The organism is Streptomyces sp. P9-2B-2, assembly GCF_030406865.1.
Taxonomy (GTDB): Bacteria; Actinomycetota; Actinomycetes; order Streptomycetales; family Streptomycetaceae; genus Streptomyces; species Streptomyces platensis.
Genome location: NZ_CP129126.1, coordinates 4,757,561 through 4,773,225 on the forward strand (window position 1 = coordinate 4,757,561; position 15,665 = coordinate 4,773,225).

13 protein-coding genes are annotated in these 15,665 nt (G+C 66.9%); 7 read left to right on the forward strand and 6 right to left on the reverse strand.

Annotation, left to right across the window (positions count from 1 at the left end; all coding sequences use genetic code 11):
• Window positions 1–10 precede the first annotated feature (10 nt).
• Window positions 11–493: an NUDIX hydrolase gene (locus QT196_RS20785; protein WP_290355400.1), complete on the forward strand. Its 483-nt coding sequence runs from the start codon at window positions 11–13 to the stop codon at window positions 491–493.
• Between the two features lie 110 nt (window positions 494–603).
• Here QT196_RS20785 and QT196_RS20790 read toward each other — a convergent pair whose 3' ends face one another.
• Window positions 604–1,818, reverse strand: a complete 1,215-nt coding sequence (locus QT196_RS20790; RefSeq protein WP_290355401.1) for a hypothetical protein — start codon at window positions 1,816–1,818, stop codon at window positions 604–606.
• 386 nt (window positions 1,819–2,204) lie between these two features.
• The gene (locus QT196_RS20795; protein ID WP_290355402.1) at window positions 2,205–3,065 is read right to left on the reverse strand and encodes an SLATT domain-containing protein; all 861 of its coding nucleotides are present in this window, start codon (window positions 3,063–3,065) and stop codon (window positions 2,205–2,207) included.
• 854 nt (window positions 3,066–3,919) lie between these two features.
• Here QT196_RS20795 and QT196_RS20800 point away from each other — a divergent pair.
• The gene (locus QT196_RS20800; RefSeq protein ID WP_290355403.1) at window positions 3,920–6,367 is read left to right on the forward strand and encodes a tetratricopeptide repeat protein; all 2,448 of its coding nucleotides are present in this window, start codon (window positions 3,920–3,922) and stop codon (window positions 6,365–6,367) included.
• A gap of 819 nt (window positions 6,368–7,186) precedes the next feature.
• Window positions 7,187–7,525, forward strand: a complete 339-nt coding sequence (locus tag QT196_RS20805; RefSeq protein WP_168480511.1) for a peptidase inhibitor family I36 protein — start codon at window positions 7,187–7,189, stop codon at window positions 7,523–7,525.
• A 134-nt stretch (window positions 7,526–7,659) separates the two neighbouring features.
• Here QT196_RS20805 and QT196_RS20810 read toward each other — a convergent pair whose 3' ends face one another.
• The 3 genes from QT196_RS20810 to QT196_RS20820 form a co-directional block, all read right to left on the reverse strand.
• Window positions 7,660–8,922 (reverse strand): serine hydrolase, encoded by a 1,263-nt coding sequence (locus QT196_RS20810; RefSeq protein ID WP_290355404.1) that lies wholly within the window; start codon window positions 8,920–8,922, stop codon window positions 7,660–7,662.
• A gap of 161 nt (window positions 8,923–9,083) precedes the next feature.
• A complete protein-coding gene (locus QT196_RS20815; RefSeq protein ID WP_168480513.1) occupies window positions 9,084–9,758 on the reverse strand; it encodes a TetR family transcriptional regulator in 675 nt (224 codons plus the stop codon).
• Window positions 9,759–9,934: 176 nt separating this feature from the next.
• On the reverse strand, window positions 9,935–10,444 hold the full coding sequence (locus tag QT196_RS20820; protein ID WP_290355405.1) for a hypothetical protein: 510 nt from the start codon (window positions 10,442–10,444) through the stop codon (window positions 9,935–9,937).
• Between the two features lie 537 nt (window positions 10,445–10,981).
• Here QT196_RS20820 and QT196_RS20825 point away from each other — a divergent pair.
• The 4 genes from QT196_RS20825 (at window position 10,982) to QT196_RS20840 (ending at window position 14,456) form a co-directional block, all read left to right on the forward strand.
• A complete protein-coding gene (locus QT196_RS20825; protein WP_290355406.1) occupies window positions 10,982–12,058 on the forward strand; it encodes an SGNH/GDSL hydrolase family protein in 1,077 nt (358 codons plus the stop codon).
• 265 nt (window positions 12,059–12,323) lie between these two features.
• The gene (locus tag QT196_RS20830) at window positions 12,324–12,800 is read left to right on the forward strand and encodes a peptidoglycan-binding protein (protein ID WP_211117389.1); all 477 of its coding nucleotides are present in this window, start codon (window positions 12,324–12,326) and stop codon (window positions 12,798–12,800) included.
• Between the two features lie 216 nt (window positions 12,801–13,016).
• Window positions 13,017–13,496, forward strand: coding sequence for a GNAT family N-acetyltransferase (locus QT196_RS20835; protein ID WP_168480516.1), 480 nt, complete (start codon window positions 13,017–13,019; stop codon window positions 13,494–13,496).
• A gap of 201 nt (window positions 13,497–13,697) precedes the next feature.
• Complete coding sequence (locus QT196_RS20840; protein ID WP_168480517.1) at window positions 13,698–14,456, forward strand: class I SAM-dependent methyltransferase; 759 nt, start codon at window positions 13,698–13,700, stop codon at window positions 14,454–14,456.
• A 74-nt stretch (window positions 14,457–14,530) separates the two neighbouring features.
• Here the strand turns inward: QT196_RS20840 and QT196_RS20845 are convergent, their stop codons facing one another.
• The gene (locus QT196_RS20845) at window positions 14,531–15,397 is read right to left on the reverse strand and encodes a bifunctional DNA primase/polymerase (RefSeq protein ID WP_266738998.1); all 867 of its coding nucleotides are present in this window, start codon (window positions 15,395–15,397) and stop codon (window positions 14,531–14,533) included.
• Between the last annotated feature and the right edge of the window lie 268 nt (window positions 15,398–15,665).

A 15,665-nucleotide genomic window follows, 5' to 3' on the forward strand; every position in this document is an offset into this window, starting at 1 on the left:
GCTCGGTCGCATGAGCGACAACGAGCACGAGGCGAAGATGGCGCGCCCGAGGATGGCCTCGGGCGCGTTGTTCTTTGATGATCAGGGTCAGGTCATGATGCTGGAGCCGACGTACAAGGACTACCGGGAGATTCCCGGGGGCTATGTAGAGGTCGGCGAGTCGCCGCGCCAGGCTTGCGTCCGGGAGGTGCGCGAGGAGCTGGGCATTGAGCCGGGGATTGGGCGACTCCTCGCGGTGGACTGGGCTCCCAACCCATCGGAGGGCGACAAGGTTCTCTACATCTTCGACGGCGGCGTTCTGACCCCAGAGTTGCAGGGACAGATCCGACTGCAATCCTCGGAAATCGGCTCGTACGACTTCCACCCTACTTCCGCCCTGGCGGACCTCACGATCCCTCGGCTCGCGCGCCGAATCGAGGCAGCCGTGCAGGCCAGGAGCGCTGGAAGGGTGGCCTACCTGGAGCATGGGCGTGAGGCTCAGCACGCGGCATGACTGGCCGGACCGCAGGACGTTGCTCATCACCATCGGGGGCGCAACGTTCACGGGTCTCTGAGGGCGTTGTCCAGGTAGAAGAGCGCCAGGGGGCTGCATGGCTGCCTGCCCTATGAGCCCCGCTGAACGGGCTTGGATGCGGCTCCGGCCTTGAGCTTGTCCAATTCTTCTTGAATCTCTGCCGACCGCTCAAACAGCCAGGAAGTCAGGCTGAGAACGTTTGCAGGAGAATGCCCCTCGACGCGACTGGACAACCATCGATCCAAAATAAGCGACACGAATCCTGATAGCTGCGCCAAGAACCCGAATGGATGGCCACCTTCCGGGCCAATCGGCATTGGCTTCGACATTTCCCTGATGACTGTCGTGGCCACGTCATACCGGGTAAGGAAATCAGGGTGAGTTTCCCCTGCCTCATTGGAAACCACCCAGGATTCGTTGATGTGCGCCAGAACCGTTAGCCCCATGATGGCCCCAGCCATGCTTCGATAAATACTCGATGCACTAACTTGACCTGTTAGCCTACCGGTCATCATGAGTAGCGCAAGCGAATCGGCGCGAAGCTCGTCAACTTGAGCTTCGTTTAGATCGTAAGAAGAGACATTGACCCCCATCCTGGTGAGTTCTGCATCCACTCTTCCGTTGACGTAGCGAGACCTGGGGTACTCGTCATCCGTGTGCCCCAAGAGGTGATGCGCATATTCGTGCGCTATCGCGAATTCCTCAATGGCGCGGACACCTTCATGATAAGAATCCTCGCTGCGCGAGCTCGGAATTTCTCGAAGAAGGCGATGCGCCGGGAAAACCATACCGTTAGCAGTCCATGCCCTCCGCTCTTCTTCTGCTATCAAGATCGGCTCGAACCCATCTTTGCCGATCTCCTCAAGCACCATAAGAATTATCTCTTCGTCGTCGTCGCTGAAGTCTACTTCAGTCCCTAGAGTGTGGATCATTTCGAAATATTTAGAATATAGGACCATGTAAATCATCGAGGCGGACGTGAATCCGTAGTTCAATTCAATCACCCCCACCTCCCCCGACTGCCACGCCTCAGCATTCGCCTGTCCCTGCAAGTTCCTGCCAGCGAAAATGCGTCGCCCCCGTGCTCGCCATTCCTCTGGAATGGAGTCGGTGAGGTTCTCCATCAACACTTCAAGCTCCGGACAGTTTGAGCGGTTAGGAGCCCAGTTCAACCACTCTTGAAACCTGGGCGTCCTAAGAATATCGTTGCGCCCCTGCGCCTGGAATACCGTCTTCCAGAAGTTCTGCACAGGGAGCCCGCGGACTTCATGAAATGACTTTCGAGACTGTTCCAAGCTGATCATTTTTCCCCCTCTTCCCTCGGCCGCTATGAGGCCACCCAAGTTCCAGTCACATGCTTCGCCGAAGCCCAAGCGCGAGTACCAGAACCAACTTGTATCGCACCGTGGGTGATGCTTGCTCGGCTATTGACGAACTCGCCCCTGCCTTGCACCTGGCCCCCACTCGTCCGTGTTGCCCCATGGCCATGCCTCGCCTGCACGCCGCCGCGCGCTCGGGGCAGGCGGCTCCTGACGGCGAAGCCGGCGGGGCGTGATCGGTGTGCGCAGAAGGGGGCCGCCCGGATCTCACGAGCGTGCTGCCGAGCGTGGCGTCCGTAGCTGCCGGATGGCCAGTGAAGCGCATATTTCGCGGACCATCTCGACATGCATCACGGCGGTGGATAGTTAAATTACGTCTTGCTGGCCTGTTGGGGTTGGTCGAGTTGCTGTTCACGCATTCTCTGCTCCGCACGTAGCGCTTCTACGGTGGTAGCGAATGAAGCGAGATTAAGCCTGTCGTCGACCTCGGTGTACGGCGCGATACCTAGCTCAAGGGCGGTGGCGTGCTGCTCCATGCTGTCGGCGGTCTGCTGCAGATTGAATGCGCGTTCTCGTGGCTTAAAGTAGCCAGCCGCCGCTGTGATTACAGTAACGGTGAAGCCCAAGGCAATAAGAACACCTTTTGCGGGTTGAGGCGGATCGTACCAAGCTGTGACTGCGGAAATAGCGGCTGAGCTGAGGAACAGCATCCACTGCATGAAAAGATGCAGACGCCGGTAGTGTTGGGACTCCAGGCGCAACCGGGCTATTTCCCCAGGGACGCGCTCCTTATAGGAAGCCTGCCTTTCCGGCGTGGGAGGGGTGAGCCGCCTGGCCTCAAGGACACGTTGCTCCTCAGCCAGTTCGAGGTCGAGCTTGAGATCTTTGACTGGAGTCTCGTTATCTCTCCAGGGAGAGGGGTCGATGTAGAATTCGGCTGCTATCTGCGCGGCAGTGGCGAGTACTAAGAAAAGCAGGAGCCCACCAAGGGTGATGTTAATCGCGCTCGGCATGTCTGCATTCAGCCAAAAGAAGATCTTAAGGGCCGGCCACACAAGGGCCGTGAGAAGTGCGGCAATTGAGGTCCCGTAGAGTCCGAGGGCCTGCAGGCGTCGGTTCTTGATGCGCTGCTGGAGGTCGGCTACCTTACGGCGGTGCTCAATTAATGCGTCGGTGGTGGCGCTCACTGGCTCTGTCATCGACTGTGATTTTCCCCTAAATGCAGGTTCCATGCACCAGCATTTTACTACTGCCGCTTCTGGAGTGGGCGGTCCTCGGCCGATATGGGTTGCGGCAGTTCAACCGCACTCGTATCGAAGAGGAGAGGCCTGCCAGGTCTTGCGAGTAATCATGGAATGGCTGGAGACATGATCACCAGCTCGCCTCCCAGAGCAGTGTGGACCGGTGCGATCAGCTGGTGGGGGATTGCTGGTTTGTGCGGTGGGTGGGGGTATCCGCGTGCCAGCATGGTCGGTCCGGAAGCTGAGACCTGAATCTTGGGGGTGGGTTGTGCAGGCTGCTCTGCGGTGGTTGGTGGCGGTGGCGGGTTCGGTTCTGTCGTTCGCTGTGGTGGCGGTGCCGTGGGCGGTGCTTTCGAAGGGGGGTGATGACCCGTGGGATGTGATCGGTCCGGTGGCGGGTGTGGTGGCGGCGGGAGTGTTGACTGCTCTGGGCTGGTGGGCGTCGCAGGCTGGTGGGGCTGGGGCGCGTCGAGTGCGGCAGTCGGCACGCGGCGGGGGCCGCATCCGGCAGACGGGGGGTAGCCAGGCTGTAGGGGCCGGGGCACCGGGTGCTGCGGCGCGTGAGGACGTGCGACAGAAGGCCCGTTCCGACGGAACGGGGGACATCGATCAGGTCGGCGGGAACCGGGTCTGAAGCAAGGGGGCCAGGGACAGTGGTGGGGAGTTCGGGGCAGCGGCGTGCGCGTCAGGCGGCGCAGGCGCACAGGGATGTGACGCAGGTGGCAGGTGACATGCATGTGCATCCTGCGCCGGTGCAGGGTCCGTCAGTTGAGTGGCCGGTGTGGGTGGGCGATGTCCCCCGTCCAGCCGCGGCATTCCAGCCGCGCACACAGGTACGCAAGGAGGTGGAGGCCGCGCGTGCCGGCGGCAGTGATGTGGTGCTGTCCGGTCTTGGAGGGGTGGGCAAAAGCCAGCTTGCGGCGTCGTTGGCGCGGGAGCTGCGAGATCAGGAGCGGTCCGATGAGGCGGGGCTGGATGTGCTGGTGTGGGTGCGTGCCACCGGCACCGACCAAGTCATCAGCGCGTACGCGGAAGCGGCCGGCCGGTTGCACATTCCCGGAGCGTCCCCGGATGACGAGGACGGGGCAGCGCGGCTGTTTCTGCGGTGGATGGCAGCAAGCGGGCGGCGGTGGCTTGTGGTGCTGGACGATGTCACCGACCCGGCTGCCATCCGGGAGTGGTGGCCCGACAGCGGGACCAGCCGCGGTTGGGTCCTGGCCACCAGCCGGCGTGAGGACGCCCAGCTCAGCGGAGAGGGCCGCGCCCTGATCAGGATCGGCCTCTACACGGTCTCCGAGGCCCGCGCGTACCTCCAGCAACGGCTCACCAAGGCCGGTCACGCCCACCTGCACGACCCCGCCCAGGCAGGCGAGATAGCCGCCGAACTCGGTCATCTCCCCCTTGCACTCGGCCATGCTGCCGCGTATCTCATCAACAAGCGGCCCACGATGGCCGACTACCTCACCCGGCTGCGCGACACCAGCAGTCGGCTGGGCGACCTGCTGCCGGCGAGCGCGGACACCGAAGGCTACGGCCAGCCCGTCACCGCCTCACTGCTGCTCTCCCTTGACGCAGTCGAGGAAGCCGACACCAGCCAACTGGCCCGGCCCCTGCTGCACCTCGCCTCCCTCATGGACCCCCTCGGCCACCCCGCCACCGCATGGACCACACCGGAAGCGCTCGACCACCTGCGCACCGCACGCCCGCCGCAACGCCGCCGGCTGCGCAAACACCACCCGCCCGTCGCCGAAACAGAGGTGCACAACGCGCTCGAATACCTGCGCACCTACGCCCTGATCACCCAGGACACCGCCACCGCCCCCCTGCGCATGCACGCCCTGACCGCCCGCGCCGTGCGGGAGATCATCCCGCCCGGCACGCTGCCCGCCACAGCCCGCACCGCCGCCGACGCCATCACCAGCCTGTGGCCTCGCCACGACCACGAGGAACGAGAACTGGCCGCCCTGCTGCGCGCCAACGTGGTCCACCTCGACCAGCTCACCCGCCCGGCCCTGTGGCAGCCCACAGCCCACCCATGCATCTACACGGCCAGCCGCAGCCTCTCCGAAGCGGGCCTCTACCATCAGGCGATCGAGTACGACGAAACGGCCGTCCGCCTGAGCAGCAGCATCCACGGCCCCGACCACCCCGACACCCTTGACGCCCGCAACAACCTCGCCGTCTCCTACTGCGATGCCGGGCGGGTTCAGGAGGCCCTTGACCTCGGTGAGCGGGTCCTCGCCGATTACGAGCGGGTCCTAGGGCCCGACCACCCCGCCACTCTCAGGGCCCGCCACAACCTCGCCAACTCCTACGGCGATGCTGGGCGGGTCCAAGACGCCCTCGACCTGCGCGAGCGGGTCCTCGCTGACCGGGAGCGGGTCCTGGGCCCCGACCACCCCGACACCTTCAGCGCCCGCCACAACCTCGCCAACTCCTACAGCGATGCCGGGCGGGTCCAAGACGCCCTCGACCTCGGCGAGCGGGCCCTCGCCGATTGCGAGCGGGTCCTGGGCCCCGACCACCCCGACACCCTCACCGCCCGCCACAACCTCGCCGTCTCCTACGGCGATGCCGGGCGGGTTCAGGAGGCCCTTGACCTCGGTGAGCGGGTCCTCGCCGATTACGAGCGGGTCCTGGGCCCCGACCACCCCGACACCTTCAGCGCCCGCCACAACCTCGCCAACTCCTACAGCGATGCCGGGCGGGTCCAAGACGCCCTCGACCTGCGCGAGCGGGCCCTCGCCGATTACGAGCGGGTCCTGGGCCCCGACCACCCCGCCACCCTCACCGCCCGCAACAACCTCGCCAACTCCTACGGCGATGCTGGGCGGGTCCAAGACGCCCTTGACCTCGGTGAGCGGGTCCTCGCTGACCGGGAGCGGGTCCTGGGCCCCGACCACCCCGCCACCCTCAGCGCCCGCCACAACCTCGCCAACTCCTACAGCGATGCCGGGCGGGTCCAAGACGCCCTCGACCTCGGCGAGCGGGCCCTCGCCGATTACGAGCGGGTCCTGGGCCCCGAACACCCCGCCACCCTCAACGCCCGCAACAACCTTGCCGTCTCCTACCGTGATACCGGGCGGGTCCAGGAGGCCTTCGACCTCTGCGAGCGGGTCCTGGCCGACCGGGAGCGGGTCCTGGGCTCCGACCACCCCGACACCCTCAACGCCCGCAACAACCTCGCCCGCACCCGCGAGGCTGCGGCAGCCCTACAGCAACCAGATACAGCAACCCCGTCAACCACACTCGACTATCAACCTCCCTCAGACACTCCTGAGCAACCGGTATGACCGTCCCCGACCGATCTGTAGAGCTACGGATCAGAAGCTCCTGACATCAGCCGCTGACATCAACAACGGTGGCTGTCGGCGATCGCTGAGGGCACTCGCGGCCGGGGTTGGACCATGTGGGCGAGGCTTTGGAAGCTGGACCCAACTCCTAAAGCGATGGTCGCCACACAGCCGTAGCCCTCGGCTGGCACCAGAGCCTCGGTGATGCGGATCTGTGAGTGTCCGACAGCAGCACGGTGGGCCATGTGCGGGCCAGCGGCGGCAGCTTGGCCCTTTCCAGATCGATAGTTGCAGGTCAGTGTGCCTATGGCCCCCGTCGCCGGAACGCTCTTGAAAACTGTCGTGGCGGCAACGTCACCGTGGGTTCAAATCCCACAGCCTCCGCAGGGGTAGAAGAACATGTGGGTCGGAGCGGGTTCCGGAATCGTCCGGGCCCGCTCCGGCCGCGTTTGCCGTCTGGCTTCGTTCCCCTGGATCCCCTCCTGGCCAGTGAGTGTGGCCGGCCTGCGGCCAGGGTTCGCCCCGTAGGAGTCCGTCAGCCCTCGGCGGCGTCGGCTTCCGCGGTTGCTTGCCTCCTGCGCGTCGTCAAATGAGCTGGTTTTGCTCGGTGCTCCGACCCGCAGGCCATTCGCCATGACCGACAGCTGCGGCCTGCCCGGGGCCGCCTGCCTGGCACTATGTGGCCGGCCATGTGCTGGGCGAAGCAGTAGCGCCAGGCGCGGTGCCGCCAGCTTGGCTGAAAATCGATTGGCTGTGCCCATCAAGCGTTGGGATGCTCGTTACTGACCAAGATCCATAAAAGAACGGGGAGCATCCATCTTGAAGACGAAGCTCATCGCGCTCGGTGGCGCCGCGCTCATCGCGACGCTGCCGATCGCCACCGCCGGAACCGCATCCGCCTCGTCCGTCTGCCGGAAGGGCTCGGTCTGCACGTGGTCGAAGAATGACTTCGGCGGCACGAAGCGCACCAGCGGCTTGAACCCCTCGCCGGGCTGTTACCCGTGGAACGGCAAGACGGTCTCCAACCAGACCAAGAGGACGATCCGGGTGTACAGCGACACCTCGTGCTACGGCAAGCGCGTCGACATCAAGAGTGGCCACTGGGGGCAGACCAAGCCGGGGGCGACCATCAAGTCCATCGCGGTCATTGGCCCGTGACCTCCGGCTAGGAGTCACTCAGCACCCGCAGAAGTGAGACACGGCCCCGGCCATCGCATCGCGAACCGGGGCCGTGTGTTTCGCGGGGTCGACCGCTGCGGGGTTGGCGTCAAGCCAACTCGATGCCGGTCTCTTCAGTCGTTGTGCTGGGCGATGGAGCGCAGGGCGTCGACGGTCTCCTGTTCGTCCTGTTGGGTGCCGTGGTCGCTCATCTTGACGATGACGGTCCGGGCGTCGGGGGCTACGTAGACGTACTGGCCGTAGATGCCGATGGCCGAGAAGTCCTTGCCGTTGCCGCCGGAGGGGCGCCACCACTGGGCGGAGTAGCCCCAGTTGTCGATCCGATGGGGTGCGGGCGTGGCCAGGCGGATGACCCACTTCTCGGGAATGATCTGCTGACCGTTGGCACTGCCCTTGTCGAGGACGAGCTGGCCGATTTTGGCGAAGTCGCGGGCAGTGGCGTTGAGTCCGCAGAATGCCTTTTCCACGCCGTCTTCGCGGTCGAGGTTCCAGGTCGCCGTGTGCGTGGCGCCCACGGGCTTCCAGATGCCCTCACTGAGCAGTTCGGCCAGTGGCTTCTTCTCGACGCGCATCAGGATCAGGCCCAGCATCATGGTGTCGACGCTGCGGTAACTGGCCTGGCTGCCGGGGGTGTAGGTCAGGTCACGGTGATCCTTGACGAACGTGCGCAGGTCGCGGGTGAGCATCATGCGGGCGGTACCGGTGAAGGGCCGCCAGGGGCTGTAGTTCTCGTCCACGTCGATGCCGGAGGTCATGTCCAGCAGGTTCCGGACCGTGATGGTGTCGTAGGTGCCCTTGGAGCGCAGTTCCGGCAGCAGGTCGACCAGGCGGTCGCTCTCGCGGAGCTTGCCGCGCTCTATGGCCTGGCCGACCAGCAGCGACACGACCGACTTGGCCACGGACCAGGACGGCATGCGGGTGTCGGCCGTGAAGCCGTCGCCGTACCACTCGTAGGTCACCTTGCCGTCCCGCAGCACCAGGAAGGCGTTCGTGCGGGTCTTGGACAGGAAATCCTTGAACGTGATCCGCTTGCCCTTCCACGGCACGTGCTCCGGTGCTGCCTGTAGGGAAGTCGGCAGCGCGGTGGTGTGCCCGGCCTTGGCGATGCTGCGCGCGGGGAACAGTTCGCCCCACCCGGAGGGCGGCGTGGTCTGGAGCCGGACCAGGTCGAGGGGCGAGGGGATGTTCATGATCGAGGTCGCGGCGTACGACCCGCCCAAGAGCACGGCCAATGCCGTTCCCGCGGCGATCAGGGTCCGCCGGGCGGGGCGGCTCCTGGGCAGCAGGCCGCCGCGCCGCCGGGATGCCGCGGCCGGTTCGGCAGCGCCGGCCGCCCGCGAGGGGTGTGCTCGGTCGGTGTGCTGTGGGTGATTCATACTGGGGTCTCCCTGCTCGTTTCGTACGGGATGGGGCCCGGGACGGCCGGACTGGTTTGGACGCCGAAGCCGTCCGTCCCGGGAGCTTGTGCACCGCGGCCCATCGGGCCGCAGCGAGGGCAGACACGCGGTTCAGGGGTGCCTGGCGCAGCGCTGTTCTCTCACTGGGCGGGGCCTTGCGAGGAAGCGTCGTGCGCGACAGCGAGCCAGAAGGCGTCCAGCAGGGACGCGAGAACGCTGTCGTCGTCCTGCTGGGCCAGGTAGGGCAGGTGAGCGGCGAGGGCGGGGTAGCGCTCGGGAGAGACCGTGGCGTAGGCGCCGGCCCAGAGCTGTTCGTCGGCGTCCCTGATCTGCTGGGGTAGGACTGCGTAGCCGGCCTGCATGCCGGCGTAGGACAGGACCGTGTCGGCGAACATCCGCTGGAAGCGAGCGGTCGTCTCCTTGGGCAGGCCCAGCTCCTGCAAACCGGCGAGCGTCATCTCGATAGCGGCGAGCTCCCCCGGGCCCCGCAAGGTTCGGCAGGCGACGGCAGCGCCCACGTACGGGTGGGCGACGTAGAGCTCCACGACACTGCCGGCCAGGTGTACGAGCCGCTCGCGCGGCGGCAGCCCCTGCGGAACGCCGTCCACCGCCATTTGCAGCAGCCGATCACCCACGGCGAGCAGCAACGCGTCCCGGTCCGCGAAATGCCGCCACACCGCCGAGCGGTCCACGCCGAGCTCATTCCCGAGCGCCTTTCCGGTCAGTCCATCCGGCTCTGCGCGTGCGGCGACCCGCACGGCCGCATCAATGATCACCTCAGGCGACAGCCGTACCGTCCGCTTCCTGTCCGTCATAGCGCTCCCGTCATCAGCGTTGTCATCAATGATGACAGCCGGGATGACGGCAGGCAAGTCCCTGCCTGGTGCGGCGAGGCCTGTCGTCACGTCAAGGAGTGGCGTCCGGGGTGGCGAGCGGCCGTGTTTGCGCGTCGCGACGGGGCGAGCGCTGGCTGTTGGGTACGGGACAGCCCTTAGGCGTCTGCGCAGGTGGGGGTGTAGATGTCCGGGTCGGTGGCGAGGTGGCCATTGTCGGGGGTGAGGATTCCGCAGAGCCGTTTCACGGGCGTGTAGAGGGGCCGGGCGTCGGGTTCGATGCCGTCCTCGTCGGGAAACTCGAAGAGCCGGTCGAAGGGCACGGTGGCGAACGGCCAGGCGCCGGGGATCTCCGTCGAATCGGGGTGGTACTGCCACGCCGTGCCGAAGTGCCGGTTGTGGACTTCGCCGACGTGACAGGAGGCGGTCTGGAGGAAGTCGCCTCCTTCGTCCTGGTGGGCCTGCCCGGTGCTGGCGTAGCGGCCGCGGATCAGGTCTTCGAGGCGGACGAGCGAGTCGAGACTGAAGTCCCATGCACCGGGGACCTGTTCGGCCCAACCGGGGAACTCGGCGTGCTGGATGGTCAGCCAGGCATTCAGGACCGAGTTGTCGGACCTGAGCCGGTCGAGCCGGAGCAATTCCGCGTACTCGTCTTCGCTGATGTCCATGGCTGAGACCGTATCTCGGTCGGTTGTGGGGGGGAGTGGTAACGGCCGTGCATGGGTGGGGAGTTGGAACCTCGTTCACAGAAATAGTCCAGTCCGAGGGCTCGGCGTCGCGACGAACCGTTCCGTTTTCCGGAGAAGCGGAACGGGTGGCTTCTCTGCCGAATGGCAGATGTGGAGGTCCTTGGGCCGGGCCGAGACTGCGGAGGTGCCCCGGGGGAGCGGCCGAAGTCGGCTTGCTGTCGTGGTCGAACGGGGCGCATTTGCTGACGAGGGGAAGGGGAGCGGTTTATGAGGCTCCTTCGGTGCGTGCCGACTGCCAGGTGTGGGGTTCCTGGGGTGGCGAGGGCGATGGTGATGGTCATGGCGCTGGTGGGCGTGGTGGTGCCGGTGGGGGGTGGGGCCGGGGGCGAGGCGTACGCCGCGGGGGAGCGGGGGGCGCGATGGGCGCAGGCGTGGGGAGCCGCGGTGCAGCAGCCACTTGAGGGGGATGTGGATGACGTTCCTAACTGGTCGAGGCGGGGGTTTCGTCATCAGTCGGTGCGTCAGGTCGTGCGGGTCGGTGTCGGCGGGGACCGGGTGCGGATCAGGCTGTCCAATCGGTACGGCAGGACGCCGCTGCGGGTGGACGGGGCGGTGATCGCGCGGTCCGGGGGAGGGGCGCAGGCATGGCCCGGGACCGCGAAGAAGGTGACCTTCCGGGGCGCCCGTTCGACGGTGATCCCGGCGGGCGGGGAGGCGGTCGGGGATGCGGTCCCGCTGTCCACGTCCCCGTTGGAGAATCTGGTGGTCACGCTGTACTTCGCCGGCGAGACCGGACCGGCGACCTTCCACCGAGTTGGGCTGGCGACGTCCTACCGGGCTGACGGGAATCACCTCGACGATGTGTTGGCCCGGGCGTATCGCCAGTCCTCGCAGTCGTCTTACTTCCTCAGTGGGGTCGATGTCTCCGGGTCGTTCCGGGCGCAGCGGAACACGGTGGTGGCGTTGGGGGATTCGGCTACCGATGGGGTGGGGGCCACAGTTGAGGCCAATGGCCGGTATACGGATGTCCTCGGTGAGCGGCTGGTCGCCGGCCGCCGGAACCTTGGTGTGGTCAATGCCGGTATTGCCGGGAGCATGCTGTTGACCAGCAGTCCGTGTTTCGGGGAGAAGGGCATCGCGCGGTTCCGGCGGGACGTTCTGGACCGGCCGGGGGTGCGTACGGTGATTGTCGAGCTGGGGGCCAATGACGTCGGGGCCAACTGGTCCACGGGCCCCTGCTTTCCGTCGTCGCACAAGCCGGTCTCGGCGCGCCAGATCACCGAGGGATACCGGGCGTTGATCCGCGCCGCGCACGCGCGGGGGATCAAGGCCATCGGGGCCACTCTGGTGCCGCTGAGCGGCTATCCCGGCTACCCGGGCCATGCCGCCAAGGTCGAGCGGTTGCGTACGCAGGTCAACCACTGGATACGGACCAGCGGGGCGTATGACGCGATCGTGGACTTCGACAAGGCCCTGGCGGATCCGGCCCATCCGGAGCGGCCGCGGCCGGGCTATGTCTACGAGGACGGGCTGCACCCCAACGACGCCGGATACCAGGCCATTGCCAACGCCTTTGAGTTGTCGAGCCTTTGACGGGGCGTTCACGGCGATTGACCCGGACCGGTGATCTCGGTGATCACCGGTCCGGGGCGCCATCCGGTGGTATTGGTTTATGGCGCCACTTTTTAATGTGTCACTTTTTATTGAGGCGTTCCTTCTTTCGGTTCTGTCCTGCAAGTGGTGTGCGGTGGCGGTAAAATGACCCCGGTGAAGTGGGGGTTGAGGGAGGGAGTTGTGCGGTCGGTGGCTTCCGTGGGAAAACATGCGGGTGTCTGGAAACGCTTCTAGCGTGAGTGTCATGGGTACTCAACAGACAACACAGGACAAGTACTACGTCGTGGTTGCCGATGACACGCTTTCCGGTATCGCTTCCCGTTTCCGTACCACTGTGAAGCAGCTTCAGATCTGGAACAACATTCCGGATCCGAACGTCATCAAGGTAGGTCAGCGGCTTCTTGTCGCCAAGGCCACCACGGGAGAGCCGCAGCCGGGCGACCCCAGCTTCGTTCCGTTCCCCGGCGGCGAATGGTTCAAGACCCTGCCGACCAGCCCGATCATCCAGATGATGGGGCTGCGCCTTGTGGAGGAAGGGTGCGGCGCTGCTTACGGGTTCAGCGGTCCCGGGCCGAAGTGGAATGAAAAGCACCGTCAGGCATATTCCTCCTTCCAGAGTGCGCTGGGATACTCGGGATCGGATGCGGACGGCTGGCCGGGGCGTAAGTCCTGGGACCAGCTGCGTGTTCCGTTCCCGGAGGAGGACTATGGCGCCCAATGAGGGGCGTTGGTGCAATAGCGTGCATCACGTGGAATCCCTGTCGTGTGGCTGCCGGGGAGAAGAGTGGCGGCTGTGGGGCGGGGATTGTCGTGAGAGGGGCACGGTAAAGTGGTGGTGGAATTCGGAATTATCTTCCCGGCATGATGCGGAAAGTGGGCAGGGGTCACGGTGGGTGCTCGGAGGGCGGGGGGAGTGGGCGGGTCACGGCGGGGGGCTGTGGTGATCCGGCGGGCCGAGGGGCGGGATGCCGGGCGGCTCACTCGGCTGGTGCGGAGTTCTCGCGCGTACGAGGGGCGGTATTCCTCGATGGTCGAGGGGTATCGGGTGGGGCCGGACTACATCGCGGCGCATCGGGTGTTCGTTGCCGTGGAGGAGGCCGCCGGTGGTGGCCCCAGTGAGCAGGAGCGGGTGTGGGGCTTCTATGCGCTCATGGTGGAGCCGGCCGAACTGGATCTGATGTTTGTGGCGGACCAGGCGCAGGGGTACGGCATCGGGCGCCGGCTGATCGCGCACATGCGGGACGAGGCGCGGCGGGCCGGGCTCGACCGCGTGCGCGTGGTGTCGCATCCGCCCGCCGAGGGTTTCTACCGCAGCATGGGCGCCCGGCCGGTCGGTACGGTGCGGGCCAATCCGCCCGCGGTGATGTGGGACCGGCCGGAGCTGGCCTTCCTGGTGGAGCCCGGCGAGGAGTGCTGACCCTGTGGTCGCGGGGCAGGGTGCGGGCCTGGGGCAGCGTGTTCGGGGCAGCGTGTTCGGGGCAGGGGCGCGGACCTGTGTGGAGTGCGGGGGGCGGGGGCGCGGACCTGTGTGCAGGGCGCGCGGGGCGGGATGGCAGGCTGCGGGCAGGGCGGGGGAAATCGCTGGCCGAGTAGGCGCTTTTGCAGTGACTGTGGGGGTATGACGCGATCATTTGAGGACCTGGTGGCCGAGGCCGAGGCCGTATCGGTCGAGGGGTGGGACTTCTCGTGGCTGGCGGGGCGGGCCACGGAGGAGCGGCCCTCGTGGGGATACCAGCGGGCGATGAGTGAGCGGTTGGCGGGTGCGTCGGCCGCGTTGGACCTCCAGACGGGCGGCGGCGAGGTGCTCGCCGGGGCGGCGAAGCTACCGCCGGTGATGGTGGCCACGGAGTCCTGGCCGCCCAATGTCGCCAAGGCCACCGCGCTGCTGCATCCGCTCGGTGCGGCGGTGGTGGCCGATGCGGATGAGCCGCCGCTGCCGTTCGCCGATGAGGCATTCGACCTGGTGACGAGCCGGCATCCGGTGACGGTGTGGTGGGAGGAGATCGCCCGGGTGCTGCGGCCCGGGGGCACGTACTTCTCCCAACAGGTCGGTCCGGCCAGTGTGTTCGAGCTGGTGGAGTACTTCCTGGGGCCGCAGCCGGAGCACGTACGGCGGGGCCGCCATCCCGAGGACGCGCGCCGGGCGGCGGAGGCGGCGGGCCTTGAGGTGGTCGCTCTGCGCGCGGAGTCGCTGCGGACCGAGTTCTTCGACATCGGGGCGGTCATCTACTTCCTGCGGAAGGTGGTGTGGATGGTGCCCGGCTTCACGGTCGACCAATACCGGGATCGGCTGCGGGAGTTGGATGAGCTGATCCGCAAGGAGGGGCCGTTCGTGGCACAGACGACCCGGTTTCTGATCGAGGCGCGGAAGGGGTAGGGCTCTTCGAACTCGCCCCGGGCCGCCTCCTCAGGGTGCCCCTTCTGGATGGGCTGTCGGCTGACGGGTGCCCCCTAGCCCCGGCGGGCCGCAGAGGCGATCGTCGCGCGGGCTTCCTCTGCGGACAGGCCGGTGTGGCAGGCGGCGTCGGTCAGCCTGGCGGCGAGTTCCTGGCCGAGGCCGGATTCCTGGGCGCGGCAGGCCGCCCAGAAGAGGCGGGCATTGCGCTGGCCGCGCGGGGAGGACCGGACGAAGCGTATGAGCGCCGCGGCGGGCTGGGGCGGGACGCCGTACGGCGGCTCGCGGTGGGCGGGTGGCGGCGGGGTCGTGAGCAGGGTGAGCAGGGTGTTCGGCACGGGGGCGGGGTGGCGTGGTGTGTCCGCTGCGAGGACATACCGGCCGTGGGTGGTGAGCGAGCCGGGGCCGACGAGATAGCCGCCCGCGCCGCGGACGTCGATGCCCGGGGCGAGCCGGCCGACCGAATTCGGTACGGGCAGGGACGGCGGGCCGGTGAACCAGAGGTGGCGGCCGCCGCTGGGGGTCAGGACCGTGACGGTCGGCGGGAGCGGGAAGCCGTGCTGTTCGGCGAGGAACCGGAGGGCGGTCAGGCCGTCGGCGCCGTTCTTGGTGTCGAGGTCGATGCCGATGAGGTGGTGCGGAGGGCGTCCGCAGGCGATGCCGTAGCCGGTGGCCCAAGGGGCGGCGGCGAACATACGGCGGACGGTGAGCGGGTCGGTGCTCGCGTCGTGTACGCCGTGCCCGAGCCGGCCGCAGGCGCCGCGGCAGGGCGGCTTCTCGGGGTGCCCGCGGTGCGGGGACCGGATGGCGGGGAGTTTGCTGCGGGTCAGCGGCATGACGGGGTAGCCGGCCTCGGCGGCGAGGAGTGCCTGGGTGAGCGCGGCGGCGGGCGGGTCCGTGAGCGCGGAGGCGTGTGTGTCCATGGCGGCGGTGGGTGCGTCCATGGCGGTGGTCGGGTCCATGGGCGTGATGGCGGGCCGATCCATGGGTGCGGTGGTGGGCGCCTGCATGGGCCGGGCGGGGCGCAGGTCGGCGCATGGGTCGGGCGGATGGTCGGTCGGTCTTCCGGCATGGCGGCGGTGCATGGCCATGGCTCTATTTTCGTACGAACGTTCGAGGAAAGGAAGGGGGCGTGTTCGCATTGACCCGCGCGCCGGGTGCGTCGATGCGCCGGGGTGGGCTCGTCGGCCG